This is a genomic window from Nostoc sp. (assembly GCF_036918015.1).
Classification (GTDB): Bacteria; Cyanobacteriota; Cyanobacteriia; order Cyanobacteriales; family Nostocaceae; genus Nostoc.
Genome location: NZ_JBALEO010000098.1, coordinates 360197 through 382962, shown reverse-complemented (window position 1 = coordinate 382962; position 22766 = coordinate 360197). Strand labels below are relative to the sequence as shown.

At 43.1% G+C, this 22766-nt stretch carries 19 protein-coding genes; 3 read left to right on the top strand and 16 right to left on the bottom strand.

Annotated features, from left to right (window positions below):
- Positions 1-462: 462 nt before the first annotated feature.
- Both V7K61_RS32320 and V7K61_RS32315 read right to left on the bottom strand, forming a co-directional pair.
- Complete coding sequence (locus tag V7K61_RS32320; protein WP_335060000.1) at positions 463-1008, bottom strand: RNA 2'-phosphotransferase; 546 nt, start codon at positions 1006-1008, stop codon at positions 463-465.
- A 187-nt stretch (positions 1009-1195) separates the two neighbouring features.
- Positions 1196-2512, bottom strand: coding sequence for an amino acid permease (locus V7K61_RS32315; protein ID WP_335059998.1), 1317 nt, complete (start codon positions 2510-2512; stop codon positions 1196-1198).
- Positions 2513-3354: 842 nt separating this feature from the next.
- On the opposite strand from V7K61_RS32315, the gene V7K61_RS32310 reads away from it, so the two are divergent.
- Positions 3355-3714 carry a hypothetical protein gene (locus V7K61_RS32310; RefSeq protein ID WP_335059996.1) on the top strand — a complete coding sequence of 120 codons (360 nt, stop codon included), beginning with the start codon at positions 3355-3357 and terminating at the stop codon, positions 3712-3714.
- Positions 3711-4118: an HNH endonuclease gene (locus V7K61_RS32305; protein ID WP_335059994.1), complete on the top strand. Its 408-nt coding sequence runs from the start codon at positions 3711-3713 to the stop codon at positions 4116-4118. The genes V7K61_RS32310 and V7K61_RS32305 overlap by 4 nt, the downstream gene beginning before the upstream one ends.
- 140 nt (positions 4119-4258) lie before the next feature.
- Here V7K61_RS32305 and V7K61_RS32300 read toward each other — a convergent pair whose 3' ends face one another.
- The gene (locus V7K61_RS32300; protein WP_335059992.1) at positions 4259-4414 is read right to left on the bottom strand and encodes a hypothetical protein; all 156 of its coding nucleotides are present in this window, start codon (positions 4412-4414) and stop codon (positions 4259-4261) included.
- A gap of 16 nt (positions 4415-4430) precedes the next feature.
- Complete coding sequence (locus V7K61_RS32295) at positions 4431-5408, bottom strand: threo-3-hydroxy-L-aspartate ammonia-lyase (protein WP_335059990.1); 978 nt, start codon at positions 5406-5408, stop codon at positions 4431-4433.
- A gap of 208 nt (positions 5409-5616) precedes the next feature.
- Between V7K61_RS32295 and V7K61_RS32290 the strand changes: the two genes are divergently transcribed.
- A complete protein-coding gene (locus V7K61_RS32290) occupies positions 5617-6429 on the top strand; it encodes an SDR family NAD(P)-dependent oxidoreductase (RefSeq protein WP_335059988.1) in 813 nt (270 codons plus the stop codon).
- Between the two features lie 127 nt (positions 6430-6556).
- Here the strand turns inward: V7K61_RS32290 and V7K61_RS32285 are convergent, their stop codons facing one another.
- From V7K61_RS32285 to V7K61_RS32230, 12 genes are all read right to left on the bottom strand, one after another.
- Positions 6557-7882 carry an alkaline phosphatase PhoX gene (locus V7K61_RS32285; RefSeq protein ID WP_335059986.1) on the bottom strand — a complete coding sequence of 442 codons (1326 nt, stop codon included), beginning with the start codon at positions 7880-7882 and terminating at the stop codon, positions 6557-6559.
- A gap of 517 nt (positions 7883-8399) precedes the next feature.
- On the bottom strand, positions 8400-9470 hold the full coding sequence (aroF, locus tag V7K61_RS32280; protein WP_335059984.1) for a 3-deoxy-7-phosphoheptulonate synthase: 1071 nt from the start codon (positions 9468-9470) through the stop codon (positions 8400-8402).
- A 270-nt stretch (positions 9471-9740) separates the two neighbouring features.
- Positions 9741-10850: an anthranilate phosphoribosyltransferase gene (gene trpD / locus V7K61_RS32275; RefSeq protein ID WP_335060122.1), complete on the bottom strand. Its 1110-nt coding sequence runs from the start codon at positions 10848-10850 to the stop codon at positions 9741-9743.
- A 67-nt stretch (positions 10851-10917) separates the two neighbouring features.
- Complete coding sequence (gene trpB, locus V7K61_RS32270; RefSeq protein WP_335059982.1) at positions 10918-12147, bottom strand: tryptophan synthase subunit beta; 1230 nt, start codon at positions 12145-12147, stop codon at positions 10918-10920.
- A gap of 224 nt (positions 12148-12371) precedes the next feature.
- The gene (locus V7K61_RS32265) at positions 12372-13595 is read right to left on the bottom strand and encodes a tyrosinase family protein (protein WP_335059980.1); all 1224 of its coding nucleotides are present in this window, start codon (positions 13593-13595) and stop codon (positions 12372-12374) included.
- 194 nt (positions 13596-13789) lie between these two features.
- Complete coding sequence (gene trpA, locus V7K61_RS32260) at positions 13790-14623, bottom strand: tryptophan synthase subunit alpha (protein ID WP_335059978.1); 834 nt, start codon at positions 14621-14623, stop codon at positions 13790-13792.
- 48 nt (positions 14624-14671) lie between these two features.
- A complete protein-coding gene (locus tag V7K61_RS32255) occupies positions 14672-15037 on the bottom strand; it encodes a hypothetical protein (protein ID WP_335059976.1) in 366 nt (121 codons plus the stop codon).
- A gap of 82 nt (positions 15038-15119) precedes the next feature.
- On the bottom strand, positions 15120-15947 hold the full coding sequence (trpC, locus tag V7K61_RS32250; protein WP_335059974.1) for an indole-3-glycerol phosphate synthase TrpC: 828 nt from the start codon (positions 15945-15947) through the stop codon (positions 15120-15122).
- Between the two features lie 258 nt (positions 15948-16205).
- A complete protein-coding gene (locus tag V7K61_RS32245) occupies positions 16206-18410 on the bottom strand; it encodes an anthranilate synthase (protein ID WP_335059972.1) in 2205 nt (734 codons plus the stop codon).
- A gap of 342 nt (positions 18411-18752) precedes the next feature.
- Complete coding sequence (locus V7K61_RS32240; RefSeq protein WP_335059970.1) at positions 18753-19949, bottom strand: 3-dehydroquinate synthase; 1197 nt, start codon at positions 19947-19949, stop codon at positions 18753-18755.
- A 167-nt stretch (positions 19950-20116) separates the two neighbouring features.
- Positions 20117-21268 carry a scytonemin biosynthesis PEP-CTERM protein ScyF gene (gene scyF, locus V7K61_RS32235; RefSeq protein WP_335059968.1) on the bottom strand — a complete coding sequence of 384 codons (1152 nt, stop codon included), beginning with the start codon at positions 21266-21268 and terminating at the stop codon, positions 20117-20119.
- A 156-nt stretch (positions 21269-21424) separates the two neighbouring features.
- A complete protein-coding gene (locus V7K61_RS32230) occupies positions 21425-22723 on the bottom strand; it encodes a ScyD/ScyE family protein (protein WP_335059967.1) in 1299 nt (432 codons plus the stop codon).
- Between the last annotated feature and the right edge of the window lie 43 nt (positions 22724-22766).

Sequence of the window (22766 nt, the reverse complement as noted above, 5' to 3'; positions counted from 1 at the left end):
CTATCACGCCTCGGAATAAATTCCGAGTCTCATAGCGAAAGTCATCTTTTAGAGGACTAAACAAGAAATTTAGGGATTTCCAAGGAATAAATTATCCCAAAAAACGAACCACAGAGACGCAGAGAACACAGAGAGAGGAGAGATTAAGAGGATTTTTGCGTCAGTTTTGGAATATTTTTTTATTTGGAAGTCCCTTAGTTCAGTCCACGCTTAGTGGACTTTAGCTATCAGCCCGGAACTTTAGTTCTGGGCGTAATATTTGCTCAGTGTGCGATTTTCACTTGAACAGAAATATTGGGTGGGTAGGATTTTTAGAGATGTGTGTACACCGTAGCCGCTTGCGGGGAACTCGGGGCCCTCTCTGGGGATTAGGGCAGGGAGACAAAGCGTAGCTTTGGCGGGGCGGGGTTCTTTCTTATTTTTGATTTATGCAAAAGGTCTAATATTCTATTTTGTTAAAATTCAAATTTTTTGTAGATACTCAGGTGGCACACAATCGACTAACCAAACACCATTAGCCGAACAATAGAAGATGTAACCTGCCTGATGCATTGCCGCAGTATTTACAGCAAAAACTACTGGTTTTCCATGCCTAGCACCAACAGTTTGTGCTGTTTCTATATCCTTTGATAAATGTACATGATGTCGCGACATTTTGCAGAGTCCTGTTTGCAGAATTAACTCTACAGATTTGCGTCCCGTGCCATGATAAAGCCGATCTGGAGGAACAACAGTTTCTAATTGTAAATCGACTTTTACACTATGTCCTTGGTTTGCACGAATAAGATTACCTGTAGAATCAAAAGAAAAGCGTTGCTTCTCGTTAAATTCAACTACCACCTGTAATTCCTGGCGGGTAATCGGAAACTTATTTTGAGTACAAGCGGCAAGTAAGTCATCAACAGCAACCCAACCATCAGGAGCAAGTTTAATGCCAATGGCATCCGGTGTATGTCGCAGATATTTGCTGAGATATTTGCTGATTTTGACGAGTCGAGAATCACTCATTTGATTAAGTTGTCATTTGTCATTTGTCATTTGTCATTTGTCATTTGTCATTTGTCATTTGTCATTTGTCATTGGTTATTAGTCATTAGTCATTAGTCATTTAACTCTCATGTTGCAGTTTGATTGTGGTTAATATATTTATACTACAATGATAGTTTTTTGTAGGACATAATTTTTATTGATGGTTTTATTTGGTGTAAATTGACAGAATTTGTCTTCCCATCATCGCTAATGCCACTCCAACGATCGCAATGAGTGTCACCTTGCCGCCAGGAACGAGTGGTTGATTTGTGCTATCTGAGTTTTCTTGTTCTTGACGTTGCTTCCAACTCATTAACGCCGGAATAATTCCACCTAGAACTGAAATACTAAATGTTCCAGTGTAATCTAGGGCAGTAAAAAAGATGCTGGGGTTAAGCGTTCCGAGAGTCATCGGCGGGAAAAGAACCAGTGAATAGAGGGGTAGGCGGCTAGAAAGTTGCCACTGTGCAGGTAGGAAAATATCTTTGAACAAATCCAGCAACCCGTACACAAATCCAATGAATGATGTGATGATCGCAAACTCTGAAAAAATGGATACTAGCACTCCTAACCATTGCCCTGCACTACCTCCTCGGAGAATTTGTAGTGGATCAAAAACACTTGTACCGTCAGATGTACTATGTAGCATATCGGGACTGACGCTTCCTAAAATTACGGCATTCCACGCCAAGAACATAATCAGAGGAATCACAGAACCAATTAAGATGGACTGACGAATTTTGCGGGCATCCCCTTCGAGTTGCGTCACAACTAGCGGCACAACGTTTTGGAAAAACAGCGCCACAGACATCACTGAAATGGCACTGCCGAGCGCACTCCAGTTTTGAAATAATAGTTGGGCACTCTGAATATGCCTTCCTCCTAGAAATAATAGTCCTAAGAAGGAAACGATGACAATTCCGACAAAGGCGCTGTTTAATTTCTCAATAAACTTTTCTCGCCCAAGATACATAATGCCACCAAATAAGAGCGTGAAAGCCATTGTGCCCACCCATGTAGGCAATATCTGTATACCCCAGATTTTTGCTGCCGCCACTCCTAAAATCTCTCCGCCTTCGGTGATGTATGCCACCAACAGAGCATAATGCATGAATAAATATGCACCGCCAGCAATTCGCGCTCCCACCTTACCAAGGATCTTCTCAACAACTCCTAAAAAACCTATACTTGAAAGCCCTTCTGTTCGCATCGTGTTTAAGGTAACTTCTGCAACCAATAACCCTGACACTAAAGCGTAGAGCCAAACAGCAATTAGTCCAGATGTGGATGGCACAATACCCGATGGCAGGGTAACGGCTGGTAGAGCGAGAATCCCAGCCCCAACAGTGGTTCCTGCAATCAATGCAGTACTCCCCAATACACTACCCGGTTGATGATTGAGTTTTTTGCCATCAAATTCGAGATGGGAAAACAAGCCAGTAACTTGCTCTGAATTTTTTAGAACGGTCTTTATGAGAACCATACTGAATATCCGTACCTAAACCAAACAATATTAACATAGGTAAATTTTGTTCGTAAAAACCCTGATTTTCTAGGTTTTTCAAGCAGATTTTTCTGGTAAATAAGCGATCGCTACTTCATTATCAACACAATTTTTGGATTATAAATGTCATTTGTAGCACTTTATTAATTAACTAGACCACGCAGGAAAAAACATTTTCCCTGTATACAGATGTAGTTTAAATAAATGAAAGCTTGTTTAAAAAGACGTTTGAAAAGTATTATTGCTAATATTAAAACCTCAGAAATCTACCCCACCAAGTAAGCTTTCTCTCCAAGTAAATGATGGTGTGTTTTCATCCAAGCAGAGAAAAACTAAAACTGGGTTTCAAAGCCTCTACCTCTGTGGAAGAGAGAAATGAAAGTGGGTTAAAAAGCCATACTACAGTTTTACTAAATATCAGATGCCTCAGTTTCACCAGGGATAAAATTTACGTTTACAGATACTTAGTTTTGCCTTATTATCAAAAATAACTGCATCAATACTTCCAACTCGCGATCGCTTAATTTCTGTAAGTTCATTTTTAGCGTACTAGATTATACAGACAAGTATTTGTTTGTACGCTGTAGTTGTTAGCTAAATACAGTTTGCGTACTTTCCCTTACTGACACAAGGCAACTTTGGCAAGTTAATTTCAACTTAAGGCTTTCGTAAACAAACCAGAGCATCGCCCATATCAACCCCATCATCAAAAGTGCGATTGCAGTAACTAGTTATACCAGATACCGATAAAATTAAACTAATAGATTGATTTATAGCTAGACTTATAACTAATAGATAGATTTAAAAAATAACAGGGCTAGATGATGCAAATCACTGTTGAGGTATCTGAGGAGCTAGGACAGCAATTACAGCAGTTCCAAGACCGATTACAAGAGATAGTGGAACGCGGTTTAAAAGAGTTATTGAGCGAACAGTCTAGCAATTTTCTCGATGAGAAACAGATTATTGGGTTGTTGTCCAGTCAGCCTACACCAGAACAAATTCTAGCAATCCGACCCTCACCAGAATTCCAGGCTCGTGTCAGTGATTTGCTAGCACAAAGTAAAGCAGGAACACTTTCAGCTAAAGGTGAAGCGGAACTAGAACGCTATCTGACCATAGAACATCTTGTCCGTATGGCAAAAGCTCATACCTTCGAGCAATTGCGCCAAAACCCATGACTTATGTATCAGCCCAATTACGGAAACTCGTAATTGAAAGAGCGAAGCAAAGGTGTGAGTACTGCTTATTTCCTCAGAGTGCGGCACTATTTAGCTTTGAGATGGAACATATTATTGCCGAAAAACATCGTGGCACTACTGAAGCAGAAAATCTAGCTCTTGCCTGTCCATATTGTAATCGTGCAAAGGGTACTGATTTAGGGTCACTCGATCCTGAAACGGGGAAACTAACACCCTTTTTCAATCCAAGGACTCAAAAATGGAGCGATCACTTTCAGCTGAATGGAGCAGAGATTGCACCATTGACAGCAGTTGGGCGCGTAACTGTTGTAATTCTCCAATTTAATCAATCAGAGCGGTTAGAAGAACGGGACAGGTTGATTTGGGCAGGTCAGTATTCTTAGGTTTACTGTTCATCCTCATGCCACTAAGCTACTGCGTAGAAACTTTGCTTCTTGTCGCCAGACATCACTGATTTGACACAATTTTTCAGAGTGCGACGCCGAATAGCCCGTCGTAGACATCGCCCACATCAATCCCATCATCAGAAGTGCGATCGCTTATTTGACACAGTTAGTCGCCAGAAGTGTGTATACGCAAAGCTGCTTGTCGCCAGACATCGCTCGATATTGAAGGCGATCGTATCAGCCCCATCATCAAAAGTGCGTAGGCGCAGCCCGTAGGCATCGCAGTTTGTCAATTGGAAATTTAACTTTTCAATCCAATCCCACAGAAAACAATTTACCAACTTGCCCCAAATCTACATTTCCACCGCTGATGATGACACCAATTCTCGCCTCTGGTGCTGTCACCACACCTTCGAGTAAAGCAGCAGCAGCTAATACCCCAGTGGGTTCAACGACAATTTTCAGACGTTCCCACAAGAAAAACATGGTGCGAAGAATCGCTTCTTCCGATACCGTCACCATATCATCGACGTAATGCAGCACCAAGGGGAAAGTAATTTGACCAAGGCTAGGAGTCCGCGCACCATCGGCGATGGTATTAGGATTTTTGACTGTTTGCAGAGTTTTGGTGTGAAAGGAGCGGGTAGCATCATCGGCAAGGGCTGGTTCTACCCCGATTACTTTACAATTGGGTAAAAGTGACTTGGCTGCGATCGCACACCCTGAAAGTAATCCGCCACCGCCACAACAAACTAATAGTAAGTCCAACTCACCAACTTCTTGGATTAATTCTAAAGCAGTTGTCCCCTGTCCGGCGACTACATGAGGATGATCGTAAGGGGGAATGAGTGTCAAAGAGCGCTCATCTGCTAAATTTTGGGCTAATTCTTCTCGGTTTGTTTCTTGGCGATTGTACAAAATTATCTCTGCACCATAGCCACGAGTAGCAGTTTGCTTAACAGCAGGTGCATCATCAGGCATGACAATGGTGGTGGGAATATTCAGTAATTGTCCAGCCAAAGCGATCGCTTGGGCATGATTTCCCGATGAATAGGTGAGAACGCCTGTTTGTTTTTCTGCTGCCGATAATTGGGCTAGGGCGTTGTATGCGCCTCTAAATTTAAATGCCCCCGTGCGTTGAAAGTTTTCGCACTTAAAAAACACTTGGCTATTGGTGCGATCGTTAACGATTCTAGATGTTAGTACAGGCGTGCGGTGGGCAATCCCCAAAATTCGCTTTTGTGCTGCTTGCACGTCAGTTATAGCAACGGAATTATGTTGTGGCATTGATGACAATCTTAAATATTATTGCTCTTGTTTATATAGATACAGATTTTTATATTTACGTCTAATATCCTGGATTGAAGCATAGTGGTTTCAGGTGGTTAGCATCATTTATTGTTTGCATAAAAATCGCTAGAGCAAATATTATATATTGCTGTAGCGATTTTTATAAAACTTAAATTAATTAACTCAGATTCACCATTTTTTTAGCATGAATAAAACATCCGTAAGTCGGCAAAAAAAAACTGCTTTAATTACAGGAGCAGCTAGTGGGATAGGCTATCAATTAACCCAGATTTTTGCTCGTCATGGTTATAATCTTGTGTTAGTAGATAAGAATGAACAAAAACTTACTGAAATTGTAGATGATTTTCCCCAAAAATTCGGCATTTTTGTCAAAATTTTTGTTAAGGATTTATCTATCCCCACATCCCCAGAAGAAATTTTCACAGAATTACAGCAAGCATCCATCAAGATTGATGTGCTAGTTAACAATGCTGGCTTTGGTACTTATGGAGCATTTAGCGAAACAGACCTCAGCACTGAATTGAAAATGCTTCAGGTAAATATGGTCAGCCTGACTCATTTAACGAAGTTGTTCCTCAAAGATATGGTCGAGCAAAACTATGGAAAAATATTAAATGTGGCCTCAGCGGCTGCTTTTCAACCGGGGCCTTTAATGGCAGTTTATTTTGCTACTAAAGCCTATGTATTATCATTTTCAGAAGCGATCGCGAATGAATTAGAGGGCACAGGTGTCAGTGTGACTGTTCTTTGTCCAGGTCCAACAGCATCGGAATTCCAACAAAATGCTGCAATGGAAGATTCAAAGATTGCTAACGTTAACAGAATGATGGATACGGAAACCGTTGCTAGAATTGGTTATCGCGGCTTAATGAAAAACAAAACTGTTGTTATTCCTGGGATGAGAAATAAGATATTAACTGAAAGCGTCAGATTTACGCCCAGAAATTTAGTCACAAAGGTTGTTAGAAGTATGCACGAACTTCAAAAAAAGAGGTAGTTTGAGATTTTATACTCTTTTCAAGAAGACCCGAACAATGGATTTTTTAGACGAAATAATTTCTTGTTCGGGTTTAAGCATTTGCCAAAAATCAGCTAAGACTTCGCTTTAGGAATTTTAGCCTCCATTACTTCTTCCAAGGGCCCCAGATAGCTAAAGTAATACCAGGGCTTTGAATGTTGACGAACAAAGTACGACCATCAGGTGAGAAACAGGCTCCAGCAAACTCACCTGTTTGGAGGGCATTACGTGCAAATTTGTAGATTTCACCACTGGGAGTAATACCGATTAAGAAATTGTCATCGTCTCCGTCCTCGCAGAGGATAAGATCGCCAAAAGGTGCTACGACTATGTTATCGGGCATATCGAGTTCATCTTTAGATTGAGACTCGACAAACAATTCAATTGTCTCTTCACCTGGAATGTAGCGCCAGACCTGACCACCGCCTACAGGGCCACCATCTGTAGCAGTGAAGTAAAATTCTCCTTTGCAATTGTTGCCTTTTTTATCCTTCTTATCCTTGTTGTCCTCATACCAGATGCCTTCCCCACGGCTAAACTGGGCTGCACCTAAGTTGCGACCTTGCACTCTGACATTATCTGTAGTTGTTGGGTTGGGGTCAGGAATATTCACCCAATCTACAGACAACTTCTGTCCTACTACGAAACCGGTCTTGGTATTGACTCCTGGTCTACCTATAATCCTCAAAGCTTGAAGAATACCTCCTTCTTTTAACCGACCAGGAACTTTTGGGATAAAACGGTAGAAGAGGCTATCTCCTTTATCTTCAGTTTGATAGACATATCCAGTTTTGGGATCTACAGCTACAGCCTCATGATTAAACCGTCCCATCGCAACTAGAGGCACTGGAGTTACAGGAGAGGTGGCGCTAGCTGGAACCTCAAAGTTGTAACCGTGTAACTTTGTGACTCCATTAGTTGCACTTGGTATAGTTGTATCTTCTTCACAGCTAATCCATGAACCCCAAGGAGTTAAACCACCAGCACAGTTACGAATGGTTCCGCCGAGAGAGCTGAACTGTTTGATCAACTGGCGATCGCGTCCAACAACCAAAGTCGTAGTGCCACCTCTGCAAATGGGATCGTAGGGATTTGGTACTTGTACTCGTGTATCAGAATTGATGCTAAGTTCGTGATTGCGAACCAGAATGGTTGTGTTTTTGGGGCCAGGAAAGGCTGCCATACCATCATGATTACTAGGCTCTAGATTGCCATCGCTCATCAGTGTTCCTGTGCGAGAGATGACTTGATACTTAAATCCGCTTGGTAAATCTAACAAGCGATTGGGATCTGGTAAAAGTGGGCCATATCCTCTACCAAGTTTTTTACCAAAGGCTTTTCTGGCAAGAAGACCTTCTACAGGAGACACCATCAAAGTGCCGACAGCAGTAGTACCTGCTACTGCAAAGAATTTACGTCTTGAGAGTGTCATGGGGATGATTTGGTTACTTAAGATAATGCTGAAGAAAAAATATTTGATTGTGATTAAGTTTGGGTAATGCTTTATTTAATTGAGGTTAGTTAATAAAAAATAAATTTATATAAAAGCTTTCCAAAATCGGCCAAATTTATGTGTAGAAGTTTTATCTAAACAGAATTCAGGAGTCAGAATTCAGGAGTCAGAATTCATACCAATTCTGTATGAAGATGCGCTAAACCATATTTAAGTACAAGAAAGAAGAAAGAAAAACGAACCGCAAAGGACGCAAAGGACACAAAGGAAGAAAGAAAGAAGTCAAAAGGGTTTGGCGCAGCCTCATAAAGAAATGGTATCAGAACGAATTTTGTACGAAAAAGCGAATGAACAACAAGGTTTAAAACCCCTATCCAATCATGATTGGATAGGGGTTTTATTGGCGGGTCTGTAGCAAGATCCCGCAGGGTATCCTTCACTGATTGCGAGTCCGCGTACCCTTAAGCGATCGCACCAGAGTATCTTGATTCTGAATTCAACGCCCACCAATACGATCGAATACAGGTGTAGACCAGCGATCGACTAGTTTGCCCAGAATTGACATTTCTTGAACCAAGCGATCAAATTTCTCAGGGGTGAGAGATTGGGGGCCATCGGATAAAGCTTTTGCGGGATTGGGGTGAACTTCAATCATTAAGGCATCTGTACCAGCTGCGATCGCAGCCATTGCCATCGATGGCACATATTCAGACCTACCAGTACCATGACTGGGATCGATCATAATTGGTAAATGGGTCAGCGATCGCAACACCGGCAGCACTGATAAATCTAAAGTGTTGCGGGCATATTTACCATCAAAGGTTCTAATTCCCCGCTCGCAAAGAATCACATTGGGATTTCCAGATGCCATAATATATTCTGCCGCCATCAGCCACTCGTCAATTGTGGCAGACATACCCCGCTTCAACAGCACAGGTTTATCTTGAGCGCCTACCTTTTTCAGCAACGAAAAGTTATGCATATTTCGCGCTCCGATTTGGATGATGTCAGCTACTCTCGCCACTGCGGATAAATCGGCAGCATCCATGAGTTCTGTGACGATACCCAAACCAGTAGCTTCCCGCGCTGCTGCTAATAAATCTAAAGCGCTTTCACCATAACCTTGAAACGCATAGGGTGAAGTCCGGGGTTTGTAGGCTCCGCCACGTAAAAACTGTGCCCCAGCTGCCTTCACGCGCTTTGCCGTTTCGACAATCATCGCTTCATTTTCAACAGAACAAGGCCCGGCTACCACTACAATCGGATGATGTTCGCCGAAATAGACATGACCATTAGGTGTAGGTACAACAACCTCGCTGGCTTCTCCATGTCGGAATTCTCGACTTACCCGCTTGAAAGGTTGTTGCACTCGTAATACTTGCTCAATCCAAGGGCTGAATTCCTGAACCTGTAATTTATCAATGCTAGTGGTATCACCAATTAGCCCCAACACAACTTTATGAGTGCCAACGCTTTTTTCTACCGTGACTCCCCAAGTTTCACTCAGTTCTTGGCTAATGCGAGTAATTTCCTCAACAGGTGTACCGCTCTTAAGTATGATAATCATCTGTTTTTCCTTCCGTATAGTTTTTGGGTGTAATACATTCCGTTTTTACGGGCACAGTAATGCTCGTTGGTGTAAACTGTGAAACCCTCTTGGTGATAACGTTTTACCCTCACCCCCAGCCCCTCTCCCCAGGGAGAGGGGAGCCTGAGATTTAATTCCCCTTCTCCCTTGGGAGAAGAGGTTAGGGGATGAGGGCGTGAGGTGATGTGTAAAACACCTACCTGATATAGCTTTCAGCTTAAGTTGACACCAATGAGCAATGCTGTGCCCTTACCTTGGCGAATCGTGTAAAAATTCCGCAAGTTGTTCTAGTTTTGTCCAAGCCGCGCCGCTTTGGAGAATTTCTTTGGCAAGGGCAATACCTTTAACACAACCTGCTAAAACATCAGTTTCCCTATGAATGGCTTCACCAACTTGCAGGGCTAAGGCTGTATTTAAAGCGACTACATCTTGTTGCGCTTGAGTGCCTTTACCTTGCAAAACTGCTTTCAAGATTTCGGCATTTTCTTGGACATCTCCACCGGACAACGCCGCAGTGGGTGCAAAACTCAAACCCAGTTCTTGAGGATTGAGCGTCAAAGAGCGGACTTTTTTATCTTGGAGTACAGCCAAATCAGTGACATCTGCCAAACCAGCTTCATCTAAACGTTCCCGTCCGTGGAGGGCGATCGCTTGCTGACATCCCAGTTGGGATAAAGCTTGCACAATCTCCTCTAATAAAAGCGGATCGTTGACACCAATAATTTGCCCCGTTGGACGCATGGGATTTACTAGCGGGCCGAGCAAATTAAAAACAGTCCGCACCTTCAAAGTTTTTCGCAAAGTTGCGATCGCCTTTAGTGCAGGATGCCAGCCGGGAGCAAACAAAAAGGTGATTCCGATTTCATCCACTGCGGCTTGTACTTTTTCAGGAGTAGCGTTGAGATTTATACCCAAAGCTTCCAGCACATCAGCCGAACCAGCCTTGCTAGATGCCGAACGATTGCCATGTTTGGCAACCTTTACCCCAGCAGCAGCGGCCACAAAGGCCACAGCAGTGGAAATATTAAAGGTTGAAGCACCATCGCCACCAGTTCCACAAGTGTCAATTAGGGGAGACGCGATTAATCGCGTCTGTACAAGAGGTGGGGATTGGGATTGTAAGACGGTGGCCATCCCGACTAATTCTTCGGCGGATACGCCTTTGGCTTGAATTGCGGCTAAAATCGCTCCTGAGAGGACATCGGGAATGGCATTTGTAAGCCAACCTTGCATCAAATCCGCAGCTTGGGGAACCGTCAACGATTGCCGATTTAACAACTGTTGCAATAAAGCTGGCCAGTTGTATAACTCAGGAGGGATGGAGATTTTATCGGGTGGAGTTTGGGTTACAGCGATCATATTCATTGGTCATTCACGAAGGACAAATGACAAAGGACAAAGGACAAATGACGACAAGAAGAGAAAATTAAGGAATTAGGACTTTGGCAACAGTTTGCACATCTTTGTCACCTCTGCCGGAGCAATTAATGACGATGCGGGGGCTGCCTTTTAACTGAGGACAAAGGGTTTCGAGATATGCGATCGCATGAGCAGTTTCTAAGGCTGGAATAATTCCTTCTAGTTGCGAAAGCCTTTGAAATGCGTCTAACGCCTGTTTATCGGTAACACTGTAATATTCGGCGCGACCAAGATCCTTTAAATAACTATGCTCAGGGCCAACGCCGGGATAATCTAATCCTGCACTAATTGAATGGGCTTCGATGACTTGACCATCATCATCTTGCAGTAAATAGCTCATTGCACCATGCAATACACCTATTTTTCCTTTTGTCAAGGTAGCAGCGTGTTTTTCTGTATCTACACCTTCACCCGCCGCTTCCACTCCAATTAGGCGCACCGAAGATTCATGGACAAACTCATTGAATAAGCCGATCGCATTGGAACCTCCACCCACGCAAGCCAGTAGAATATCTGGTAATCCTCCCCATTTCTCTTGGGATTGAGCGCGAGTTTCTACACCAATTACCGCGTGAAAGTCACGGACAATCATTGGGTAGGGATGAGGCCCGGCAACGGAACCGAGGATGTAATGGGTTGTTTCCACATTCGTCACCCAATCTCGAATTGCTTCCGAAGTTGCATCTTTGAGAGTTCCCGTACCTGCTTCTACGGGACGAACTTCTGCACCCATTAACTTCATACGGAACACATTCAGGGCTTGGCGTTCCATATCGTGAACGCCCATGTAAATCACACATTTCAAACCAAACCGCGCACATACAGTTGCAGTCGCTACGCCGTGTTGTCCTGCGCCTGTCTCGGCAATCACCCGTTGCTTACCCATGCGTTTAGCGAGTAACACCTGAGCTAAAGCATTATTAATTTTGTGAGCGCCTGTATGATTTAAATCTTCGCGCTTCAAATAGATTTGTGGCCCTGTGCCATCTGGTCTAGCGTAGTTTGTTGTCAAACGTTCCGCAAAATATAATGGGCTGGGTCGTCCTACATAATCTCGCAGTAAGTTTTGCAATTCTGCTTGGAAACTTGGCTCGTTGCGATATTGGTGAAATGCTGCTTCTAATTCACTTAATGCAGGCATTAAGGTTTCTGGGACGTATTTACCGCCAAATCTGCCAAACCTACCCAATGAATCTGGTTGTTGAGTTGCAGTCTTGATGTCTTGTAGACTTACCATTGGTTAAAATCCTTTTATGTTTAAATATTTTTTACTCTCGTTCTAACTTTTTATAGCGGTTCTCGCTTGGGTGCAGTAAAGTTTTGACCTCTCTCCAAACCTCTCTCCTAAAAGGAGAGAGGCTTTGAATCTTACTCCCCTTCCCTTGAAGGGAAGGGGCTGGGGGTTAGGTCTGTATTCCATGCAATTGGGAACCGCTATAGCCCTCTTCTGTCCCAGGTGAATCATCTTTGCGTTTTCCTTTCGCGGGTTTCGTAGATATAGCCCAGATTTCTGTGATTCAAAACGTCTATAGGGCGCACCAAATCATCAGAGTCAAAATTTGGTAATAGGGATAGTAAATCTCCTAACGCAGTAGCTTTGGGGGTAGACATCCCGCCATCCCAAGGCCACATTAGGTCTTTAAGATTGTGCCCGTAAGGTTGACCATTGGCAGGATAAAAATTGCTACCTTGATGACCGTTTTCTTGCCATTCAGCCCAGAGGCGGTCTGCGTTTGCATGATGCAACCAAAATACTGGGTCATAAGGCGAACTTGGGATATTGCTCATAGTACCCAGACCCTTAAACTTTACGGGTCTTGTGCTTGCGTCTATCTGTACCCCACCGACTAAACCATGAATGTAATTGTGTATGAATCCTCCGGGGGTGACTTTACCCTGCTCATCTACAGAGATAAATCCTTCCAAAGCTGGGCGAAATAGAGAATAGTTATTAAGACTCAGAACACGCTCAACATCTTTTTTGGGCACTGGATAATCAATGGCAGGAGGTAGTCTGAGAAAGCGGACAAGTGATGTACCTAATGAGGTTTGAGTATCTGGGTCAATATTTAATGCTGGATTCATAACCCAGCCATTTGCAGCCGAAAAAGCCCCAAGCACAGCGCCGCCCGTAAAGTTTCCCTGATTTGGAATTTTGATGGTTACTCCTTGACCATTGGAACCAAGAAAGTCATCATTAAAAATTACATCAAGTGCTTTGGCATCTGTCCAATCCCAGTATGGCAGAGTAACAGTTGGGTCTACTGCTTGCAAAGCTTGTTCAAATCTGCGGATATATTCTCGATGCCAAGGGAAAAATGCGGCATTTTCATGAGCAAGTTCTTGGACGGAACCATTGGAATGTCCTTTGTGGTTATGAATCAAGCGTGTTGCCCCTATGTGTATGGCAACGAATTGGTCGTAAATACTGACCTTGCTACCTGCGGGTATGACAGTTTTTAAGGTTTTGATAGCCTTAACGAAGGCTGTTTTCTCTGCTGGTGTCAGGTCAGTTACGTTCTTTCTTACAGCTAGGTGAGCGTATTGCCCTGGAAGATTATGATTCCAATGGTATTTGTATTGTCTATTATCAAGGCGATCGTGGGCAAAGACTGTAAGCGCAGAGGTGATAACTAAAAGTACGCTATAAATTAATATTTTGAAAGATTTCAGCAGGAATTTCATTATCTTTATCGAAGCAGGGGGACAGGGGCAGAGGGGCGCTACGGTGTATACACAAGTCTGAAATAGTTTACTCACCTGGTTTTACCCCACCCTAACCCTCCCCTTGTAAAGGGGAGGGAACTGGATTTCTTGTTTCCCCCCTTTACAAGGGGGGATTAAGGGGGGTAATTCACACCCTAAGTCTGCGGATGGATTTATCTCACCTCTTGAAGAGATGGACTTTCGTGCCGACTTTCTGTAATGGCTGTTTTAAGTTCTCGACAAAATTCTTCCACGGCTTGCAATCCTTCTGTAGGGCTACCTTCAGCTAAACGTTTGACAAAGGCGCTGCCAACAATCACTGCATCTGCACCCCATTCCATGACTTGATGTGCTTGTTTTGCTTCTGAGATGCCAAAACCAACGCCGATGGGTTTATCGGTGACGCTTCGCAACTCGGTAATTAAATGCTCTACGCGGTTTTGGATTTGAGTGCGGATACCTGTAACGCCTGTAACACTAACTAAATAGATAAAACCCTGAGATTGACGAGCGATCGCAACAATTCTATCTTGAGAACTGGTAGGAGCTACGAGTAAAATTACTTCAATTCCGAAAGAGGCAGCAGTTTGGATTAATTCTTCTGCTTCTTCTAAGGGTAAGTCTGGTACTACCAACCCTTGCACTCCAGCAGTGGCAATTTGCGCCAAAAACGACTTAATACCCCGGTGTAAAATGGGATTGTAGTAAGTAAATAAAATTATCGGCGCTTTTAGGCTAGGAATCACTACGTGTAACATCTCTAGCACTTGCTCTAATTTCGTGCCTTTTTGTAAAGCGCGGGTTGCTGCTGCTTGAATCACAGGCCCATCTGCGAGAGGATCGGAGTAGGGAATGCCCAACTCGATAAAGTCAGCACCGTTACGATCTAATATGCGTAAGGCTTCGGCAGTGGTTTCTAAGTTAGGATCGCCTGCTGTGATAAAAGGGATTAAAGCACACTGTTGGCGATCGCGTAAAGTTTGAAAGGAATCGGAGATAGAGGTCATGCTGAAAAATAGTTAATGATTGTTTAATAGTTTTAGAATAATTTACACTTAGCAATTAGCGATGCCCATGCTAAATTTTTTGTTAACGAGTCTTTGATACTCGTGAACGAGGCTTTTATACTCGTGAACGAGGCTTTTATACTCGTGAACGAGTCTTTGATACTCGTGAACGAGGCTTTTATACTCGTGAACGAGTCTTTGATACTCGTGAACGAGGCTTTTATACTCGTGAACGAGGCTTTTATCTCCGTTAACGAGTCTTTGATACTCGTGAATGAGGCTTTTATCTCCGTTAACGAGTCTTTGATACTCGTGAATGAGGCTTTTATCTCCGTCGTCGAGTATCAGAGCTTCATTTTTTGAAGTAATATAGCGCTTCTCGCTTGGATGCAATACACTTTGACCTCTCTCCAAACCTCTCTCCTAAAAGGAGAGAGGCTTTGAATCTTACTCCCCTTCCCTTGCAGGGAAGGGGCTGGGGGGTTAGGTCTGTATTCTAAGAAAGGCTCAAAATCTCACGCACAGCTTGTTCTACATCCCTTTGTTTAACTAAAGACTCTCCAATCAAAACTGCACGCGCACCAGCCTCAGCGACAAGAGATAAATCAGCAGGTGTATACAGTCCAGATTCGCTGACGACGGTGATATCTAAGCTTTGTAATTGTTGTTGACGCTCTGCCAAGAGTTGCTGTGTTGTTCCTAAATCAAGGGTAAAATCTTCTAAATTGCGATTGTTGATTCCTACTAAACTTAGATTATCCAGTTTTAGCACTCGATCCAGTTCAGCTAAGGTATGGACTTCTACCAGTGCAATCATGCCCAAATCGTGAATTACTCGCAAAAAATCTTGGAGTTCTCGATCTGATAAAATAGCCGCAATCAACAATACTGCATCTGCGCCTGCTGTTCGTGCTAAATAAATTTGATAGGAGTTGATGATAAACTCCTTGCACAGTAAAGGTAATGCAACTTGTTGACGCACCCTTCGCAGATTATCAAAACCGCCCTGAAAGAACTTTTCGTCAGTCAAGACTGATAAACAAGCTGCACCACCTCGTTCATAAGCTTGAGCAACAGCTACTGGGTCAAAATCTGCACGGATAACCCCACGGCTAGGTGATGCTTTTTTTACCTCGGCAATTAAACTCGGTTGGTTGGGGTTTTCTTGCAAAGCAGTCAAGAAATTTCGCACAGTCGGGGCTGTATTTAACTGTTGTCGCAAGGAGGCTAAAGGCAATTCTTGCTGCATTTGTGCAACTTCTTGCCTTTTATGCGACACAATTTCGTCAAGAATATGGCGGGAAGGAGCAACTTGATTAGTCATAATCTGCTAGAGGTAGTGGAAATGGGGAAATAAGTAATTATTCTCGCATTCTTGTTATTCTCGTTTGTTCCTCGTTTTTGTTTCTCGTTCCCAGATTTGTTTCTCGTTCCCAGATGGAATCTGGGAATGCATTCTGTACAGGCTCTGCCTGCCTGATACGACTAAAAACACTTTTAATCTCGCTATGAGGGAGGCGGAGCCTCAAAGATGGCATTCCCACGCAGAGCATGGGAACGAGGCTAGAGCATGGGAACGAGGCTAATGACCAATGACTAATGACTCTTTGACTTGCGTATATGCACGCACCACATTTTTAATTATTTTCAGACCGACTTCTCCACCTAAAGTCATGATTGATTCAGGATGAAACTGAACGGCGGCGATGGGAAGTGTCTGATGTTCAATGCCCATAATTACGTCGTCATCAGAAATCGCTGTTACTTTGAGTTCTTTTGGCAAACGTTGCGGTAGGGCAAACAATGAGTGATATCTACCGACTGTAAAGGATTCTGGTAAGTTTTTGAAGGTGACAGAATTGGCATCAGTGACGAAAATCCGTGAAGATTTACCATGTTGAGGATAGTTGAGAACTCCCAATTCGCCATCAAAAGCTTCAACGATGCCTTGCAATCCTAGACAAACTCCGAAAATCGGAATTTGGCGATGCAGAAGGGCCCCGACAGTCTCGGAAACCCCAAAATCACTTGGTCTACCAGGGCCAGGAGATAATACAACTAAGTCAGGGCGTTCTGTATCGAATAGCGATTCTGAGAAACCATGACGCAGTGTAGTAACGTTTGCACCAGTTTGGCGAATGTAATTGGCTAGGGTATGAACAAATGAGTCTTCGTAGTCTATTAATAAGATACGTTTGCCAGCTGCCGCGCTTGGGAGGAGTTTCGTTAATTTTAGAGAACTGGACTCATCAATTTTCTGACTCGTTTGCTTCACACGCCGAATCGTTTCAAATAACGCGGCGGCTTTGGTAATTGTTTCTTGTTCTTCTGCTTGGGGTATGGAGTCATAAAGGACAGTAGCGCCAACTCGCACTTCCGCAATGCAATCTTTTAATCGAATTGTCCGCAGAATTAAGCCAGTATTTAAATTCCCATTGAAATTTAAATAGCCGACTGCTCCACCATACCAACGTCGGGCGCTCTTTTCGTGCTGTTCAATAAAATTTATTGCTGCCCTTTTGGGTGCGCCGGTGACTGTAACCGCCCATGTATGCGAAAGAAAGGCATCTAAAGCATCAAATTGCGATCGCAGTGTACCCTCAACATGATCTACTGTATGGATCAGGTGGCTGTATAATTCAATTTGGCGACGACCAATAACTCTTACTGAACCAGGTTCGCAGATTCGGGATTTGTCATTGCGATCGACATCAGTACACATGGTCAACTCAGCTTCATCTTTGTGAGAGTTGAGTAACTGACGAATTTGCACCGCATCGTCAAGAGCATCTTGTCCCCGGCTAATAGTGCCACTAATAGGACAAGTTTCTACCCGCCTACCTTCAACCCGCACAAACATTTCTGGAGATGCACCAATCAGATATTCGCCACCTAAATTAAAAATAAATCCATAAGGACTAGGATTTATATCTTTTAAAGTTTCAAATAGCTTGCTGGGTTCATCTTCATAGCCTTCAAAAAAGTTTTGACTAGGAACAACTTCAAATAAATCGCCTCTGCGGAAATAATCGAGTGCAACCTCAACTTTTTTCGCATATTCGCCTACTTTATGGTCAGCAGTTTGATTTGGTAAAAGATGTTTGCCACGATAATCTACAGACTCACCTGTTCTCGGAAGATTCTTCGTCTTGCCGTGCGCTGTTTCAAAATCATATTGTAGACGAAAGGCACGTTGCTGATAATAGTCAACAACAATCAATTCATCTGGCAAATAAAGCACCAAATCGCGCTGATCTGTAGGACGTTCTAGATGTTGGGTAATTGGTTCAAACTGAAAAACTAAGTCATAACCAAACGCACCATACAAGCCTAAATGCTCGTCTTCTTGACTAGAAAAAATATATAGAATTTCGCGAACAACGGTAAATGATGAAGGCTGTTTACTACGCTCTTCTTCAGTAAATAGTTTTTCTGAAGGCTTAATAAAGCCTACAACAATGTTATTTTCTTGGGTGACATTCTCAAGTTGTTCTGACTGAGATAGTCTCTCTAAAAGGAATGGCAAAAGTACTTGACCGCGTTCATTCAACGCTATCAAAGTGAAAGCATTACCCTGTGTAGTCAACTCTAACGGTGGATTGACAAATCCGATTGCCCATCTTTTGTATCTACCTGGATATTCGTAGCTACTCCTTAGCAACCCTCCGCGCTGAGAATTTAAATGGAACAGAATATCATCGAGAGCAGTGTCCATCTTAACTTCAGTGATGGAGCGAGAAACACTTACACCGCCAAGAGTATTGTAAGAACGTGAATCAAAAACCATGAGTAATTTCTCTAAAATATTTGTTAGTCAATCATTAATCATTATTAGTAATTATTTTCAAACCTAGAACAAACTTAGATAACTTTCTATCAATCCAAGCCAACATATTCTTTTTAAAAGATGTAATCAAAAACTTTTCGCCTCTCATTTAATAATACTAGACATCAAGCAAATAATACATTGAATAATTTTTCGATTAGGTGTCAATTTATTCGCTTTTTACACTGCTTTCCTAATACATTTACCAACAACCAATTTAAAACCTCCACCTCCCCCAAAAGTAATAAATAACCTCATAAAACCTCAGCGTTACTCCGCGCTTCCCTCAGCGTACCTCTGCGTTTAAAATTCCCCCCTCACATCCCCCAACAGCGATATTGCTTGCCCATACAAAAACAAATCCACCTCATGAACCTCAATTCTTTTTCCAATCCCTTTCAACAGCGTCAAAGTCAATTCCCCCCCCAAATGTTCGCGGAATTCAGTCAAACCCCGAAACAAACAACGAGGATCTTCCAATTGTGATAACTTATCAGCCAGTTCAGGCACATACAACGTGAAACCCAACGCCGATAAAGTATTTAATATCCGTTGCCACTCCAAACAATCCAGCAATCCTGCCAAATAAGAATAAGTGCTATCCAAAGCAATACCGATCGCAACTGCTTCGCCATGACGCAAGCGATAATTTGTTAAATGCTCCAGCTTATGAGCCGCCCAATGTCCAAAATCCAGGGGACGAGACGAACCCATTTCAAAAGGATCGCCGCCATTGGCGATATGTTCTAAATGCAACTGAGCGCAACGATAGATAACCTGTTGCATAGTATCCATATCTCGCCGCCTCAAAGCTGCGGTGTGAGAGTAGATAAAATCAAAAAAGCTAGCATCCTTAATCAGCGCCACTTTCACTGCTTCTGCAATTCCAGAACGCCAATCGCGATCGTCTAGAGTTGTCAAAAAGGCAGAATCATTTATAACTGCATAAGGTGGTGCAAATGTGCCGAGAAAGTTCTTTTTACCAAAAGCATTGATGCCATTTTTGACACCTACCCCAGAATCATTTTGCGCTAACACCGTTGTTGGAACCCGAATGAGACGAATTCCTCGGTGAGCAGTTGCGGCTGCATATCCCACCAAATCCAACATCGCCCCACCCCCGATCGCTAACACATAAGAGTGGCGACATAATCCTGCTGCTTCAATCTGTTGCTGGATTTGCTCTAATAAAGTGCGATCGTTTTTAGCAGCTTCTCCTCCCGAAATTATCATTGGTTCGGCTGCGATCGCTAGTACCTCTGCATAAAACTTGGTATACGCAACTAATTGCTTCACCAATTCCGGTTGATACTTTAATATTCCTGCATCTATCACTGCCACTAATTTCTTCGGCTTTGCCTCTTCATCCGCACCAATCACTTGGGCTAAGGTGGGATTTTTCAACTCAAATAAATTTTGGGTGAAGTAAACTTCGTAGTTAAAAGTAACCGAAACACGTTGATTAATTAATCTACTTTTTTGCTTGATGTCAACTACCATAACTTTGCTTTTTAAAGACTAATATTTGTGTGTATCTTGGGTTGAAAATCTCGTTGGATAGCCATTGCATTTAAAGAAAGTTATTTGTCCTGAAGGTTTGTAGTAAGGACTTTAGTGCTTAAAAAATAAGGACTAAAGTCCTTACTACGAACTTGCTTACCTGACTACTAGCACTGTTTTTGCAATTCTTTCTCTAGTTGTCCGCGTTTCCGCAATGTGACGGTAGCAGCCCCAAGTCCAAGCAATGCTAAACCTAATGCTGAATTAGGTTCCGGTACTTGCCTTCTGCCCTCTACATTTAACACTTGGACGCGACCTTGGAAGAAATCGCCCACATAAAGTTTGCCATCTTTGTAACTTGTGCCACCCGTCCAGTTAAATGTGCCTGGTGTAAGATCGAGGGGATCGCCAAAGGGTGGTTGACCTAGTTGGGGAGGTGCTGCTGCGGCAGGTTTACCATAAGCTGTCAGGAACTTACCGTTTTTATCGAATACTTGGACGCGGCTATTGATAGAATCAGCCACATAAATATTCTCAAACTCGTCCACTTCTAAACCAATGGGCTGATTAAATTCCCCATCTCCACTGCCTTGTTTGCCAAATGTGAACAGAGAATTACCTTCTGGATCGAGTACTTGGACGCGGTTGTTAAACTGGTCACTCACATAAAAATTGCCACTAACTGGGGAAATTCTTAAACCTGCTGGGCCTTGAAACTGTCCAGGTTGAGTGCCAGAAGTACCAATACTACTAATTAGTTTGCCATCCTTGGTGTATTTATTGATCTTGTCGCCGCTAAAATCACCAATATACACATTGCCCGTTTTGTCAAATGTCACCCCAGATGGGCCAAAGAAAGCTCTACCTGGTATTAGACCGCCAAACTCACCAAATGAGTTAATAAACTTACCCTGGCGATCGAAGACATTAACGCGGTTGTTGAAAACATCACCGACATACAAATTCCCAGTCTGCGGATCGATTTCTAAAGCTGATGGCTCGTCGAATTGTCCAGGCCCTTTGCCGCCTTCACCGATCGCTCCAATATAATTACCTTGAGGGTTAAATACTTCAACCTTGTTACCGATGTTTGGGTTAAAAGTGCCGTCCGGGTTCAGACCACGACCGTTACTTATGAGGGTATTCCCTGAATCGTCTACCGTTATCCCTTGGGGAACAAAAAGCTGACCAGGAGCAAAGCCAGGGCTACCAATAGTCCGATCGAAGCTTAATGTTACAGCTTTGGCTTCAACAGATGTTGCCAACACGGTGAATCCAGCACCGAGAATAGCAAGTGAAAAATTTTTGACTAATCCCATGAGTTTTAAGTCCTGGTTGTATGAGTTATACTCGTTCCTAGACTAATTTCGTTCCCCGTCCTAGTTTGGGAACTCTGAAATTTGGGCTGCTACCTCTTGTTGGAAATGCAACTTTCTCTCTGAGGCAGCAGCCTATTCTGTAAGCTTTACCAGCAATTAGACAGTCTCTACTTTGGCTAATTCTTTACTGCGTTTGCGCTTTAGCATTGAAGTTGCACCTAAAGCACCAGCAGCGATCAGACCAATTGCAGAGGTGGGTTCGGGGACTTTGGTAACTCTCGGATCGATCTTGATAACTTGTCCTGTTCCTGCAAGTCTGGATCGGTTGGCGATATATAAATTACCATCAGGGCCATAAGTGATACCAGAAGCGGCTTCTAGTCCATCACCACTCCAAATCGTTTTACGAGTTCCATCGGTGGCTATCTCGATCAAAGCACCACTAATATCACCAGTGATAATACCGCCCTGTTGAATTTCCTTCCATTCTGAACTATTGATGTGTTGCAAAGCGTACAAATTGCCGTCAGGGTCATAAGCTACGCCAGTCAGTTGCGTAAAGCCATCTTCGATGACTTTTGATTGCAAGGTATTGGGGTCAACGCTAAAGATACGTGCTTCTTTCTCTGGATAAGGAAAATAAGTGTATTCGCTAACTGTTAAACTGCCATCTGGAGCGATCGCAATTCCAGTCGGTACTGATTGTTGGGTTATTGGTAGCGCAGATGGATCTACACTTGGCCCAAGATCGGGAAATTCAAGTTTATTTCTATCTATGAGTTTCTGAGGGATTCCAGCTACGTTCTTAATACCACTGCCATCGAGTCCTACAGAATATATGCTGTTTCCGCCCCCATCAACTATGTAAGCAGTCTTATCTTTAATGGCAAAAGCATAAGGGTTGGAAATCAAATCAGTACCATCAGGATTAAATGCAGTTTCGTATGCGGCAAAATCGGCAAGAGTTGTCAACCCACCAGTGTTTAAGTCTACTTTGTATAATTTACCGAGGTCAGGCGATTTTAAAACGGTATCGCGGTTAGTGGGATCTCCTGCAAGACCGGTCAATAGATAAGCGTTACCTAGAGAATCAAATTTGATGTCAGCAGGCCCGGCTGCTTGTTCTCCAGAGGGAGATAACGCTAAAGAAGTCAGATTGGAAATTATATTTGTTTTTGTACCGTCCTTAGCAATTTTGAGCAGGGAGCCATTCTGACCTGCACATAAAGGAATATACCCGGCGCTAGGTGATGCAATACATCTTCCATCTTTGCCATCACCGCCAGAACCACTCTCTGTCACAAAAAGATTCCCACTAGAATCAAAGCCGATTCCGCGTGGATTACTAAGACCATCGGCAACTACTGTTAGGCTGGCGGCTTCGGCTGCTTTTGGTGCAGATACGGCAGCAATACAAACAGTCAAAAGTGTAAGAGTAAATGATTTGAGTTTCATACCTTTAAAGATTGAGAGTTAAATAAGTGGAAAACTTCATAGT

Bases quoted from the DNA above. Each gene is read 5' to 3' on its own strand.
- V7K61_RS32305 (WP_335059994.1), top strand. From the start codon at position 3,711: ATGACTTATGTATCAGCCCAATTACGGAAACTCGTAATTGAAAGAGCG.
- trpC (WP_335059974.1), bottom strand. From the start codon at position 15,947: ATGACTAATCAAGTTGCTCCTTCCCGCCATATTCTTGACGAAATTGTG.
- trpD (WP_335060122.1), bottom strand. From the start codon at position 10,850: ATGATCGCTGTAACCCAAACTCCACCCGATAAAATCTCCATCCCTCCT.
- V7K61_RS32295 (WP_335059990.1), bottom strand. From the start codon at position 5,408: ATGCCACAACATAATTCCGTTGCTATAACTGACGTGCAAGCAGCACAA.
- V7K61_RS32290 (WP_335059988.1), top strand. From the start codon at position 5,617: ATGAATAAAACATCCGTAAGTCGGCAAAAAAAAACTGCTTTAATTACA.
- V7K61_RS32245 (WP_335059972.1), bottom strand. From the start codon at position 18,410: ATGGTTTTTGATTCACGTTCTTACAATACTCTTGGCGGTGTAAGTGTT.
- V7K61_RS32310 (WP_335059996.1), top strand. From the start codon at position 3,355: ATGATGCAAATCACTGTTGAGGTATCTGAGGAGCTAGGACAGCAATTA.
- V7K61_RS32265 (WP_335059980.1), bottom strand. From the start codon at position 13,595: ATGAAATTCCTGCTGAAATCTTTCAAAATATTAATTTATAGCGTACTT.
- V7K61_RS32230 (WP_335059967.1), bottom strand. From the start codon at position 22,723: ATGAAACTCAAATCATTTACTCTTACACTTTTGACTGTTTGTATTGCT.
- aroF (WP_335059984.1), bottom strand. From the start codon at position 9,470: ATGATTATCATACTTAAGAGCGGTACACCTGTTGAGGAAATTACTCGC.
- V7K61_RS32285 (WP_335059986.1), bottom strand. From the start codon at position 7,882: ATGACACTCTCAAGACGTAAATTCTTTGCAGTAGCAGGTACTACTGCT.
- V7K61_RS32315 (WP_335059998.1), bottom strand. From the start codon at position 2,512: ATGGTTCTCATAAAGACCGTTCTAAAAAATTCAGAGCAAGTTACTGGC.
- trpB (WP_335059982.1), bottom strand. From the start codon at position 12,147: ATGGTAAGTCTACAAGACATCAAGACTGCAACTCAACAACCAGATTCA.
- trpA (WP_335059978.1), bottom strand. From the start codon at position 14,623: ATGACCTCTATCTCCGATTCCTTTCAAACTTTACGCGATCGCCAACAG.
- V7K61_RS32320 (WP_335060000.1), bottom strand. From the start codon at position 1,008: ATGAGTGATTCTCGACTCGTCAAAATCAGCAAATATCTCAGCAAATAT.
- scyF (WP_335059968.1), bottom strand. From the start codon at position 21,268: ATGGGATTAGTCAAAAATTTTTCACTTGCTATTCTCGGTGCTGGATTC.
- V7K61_RS32240 (WP_335059970.1), bottom strand. From the start codon at position 19,949: ATGGTAGTTGACATCAAGCAAAAAAGTAGATTAATTAATCAACGTGTT.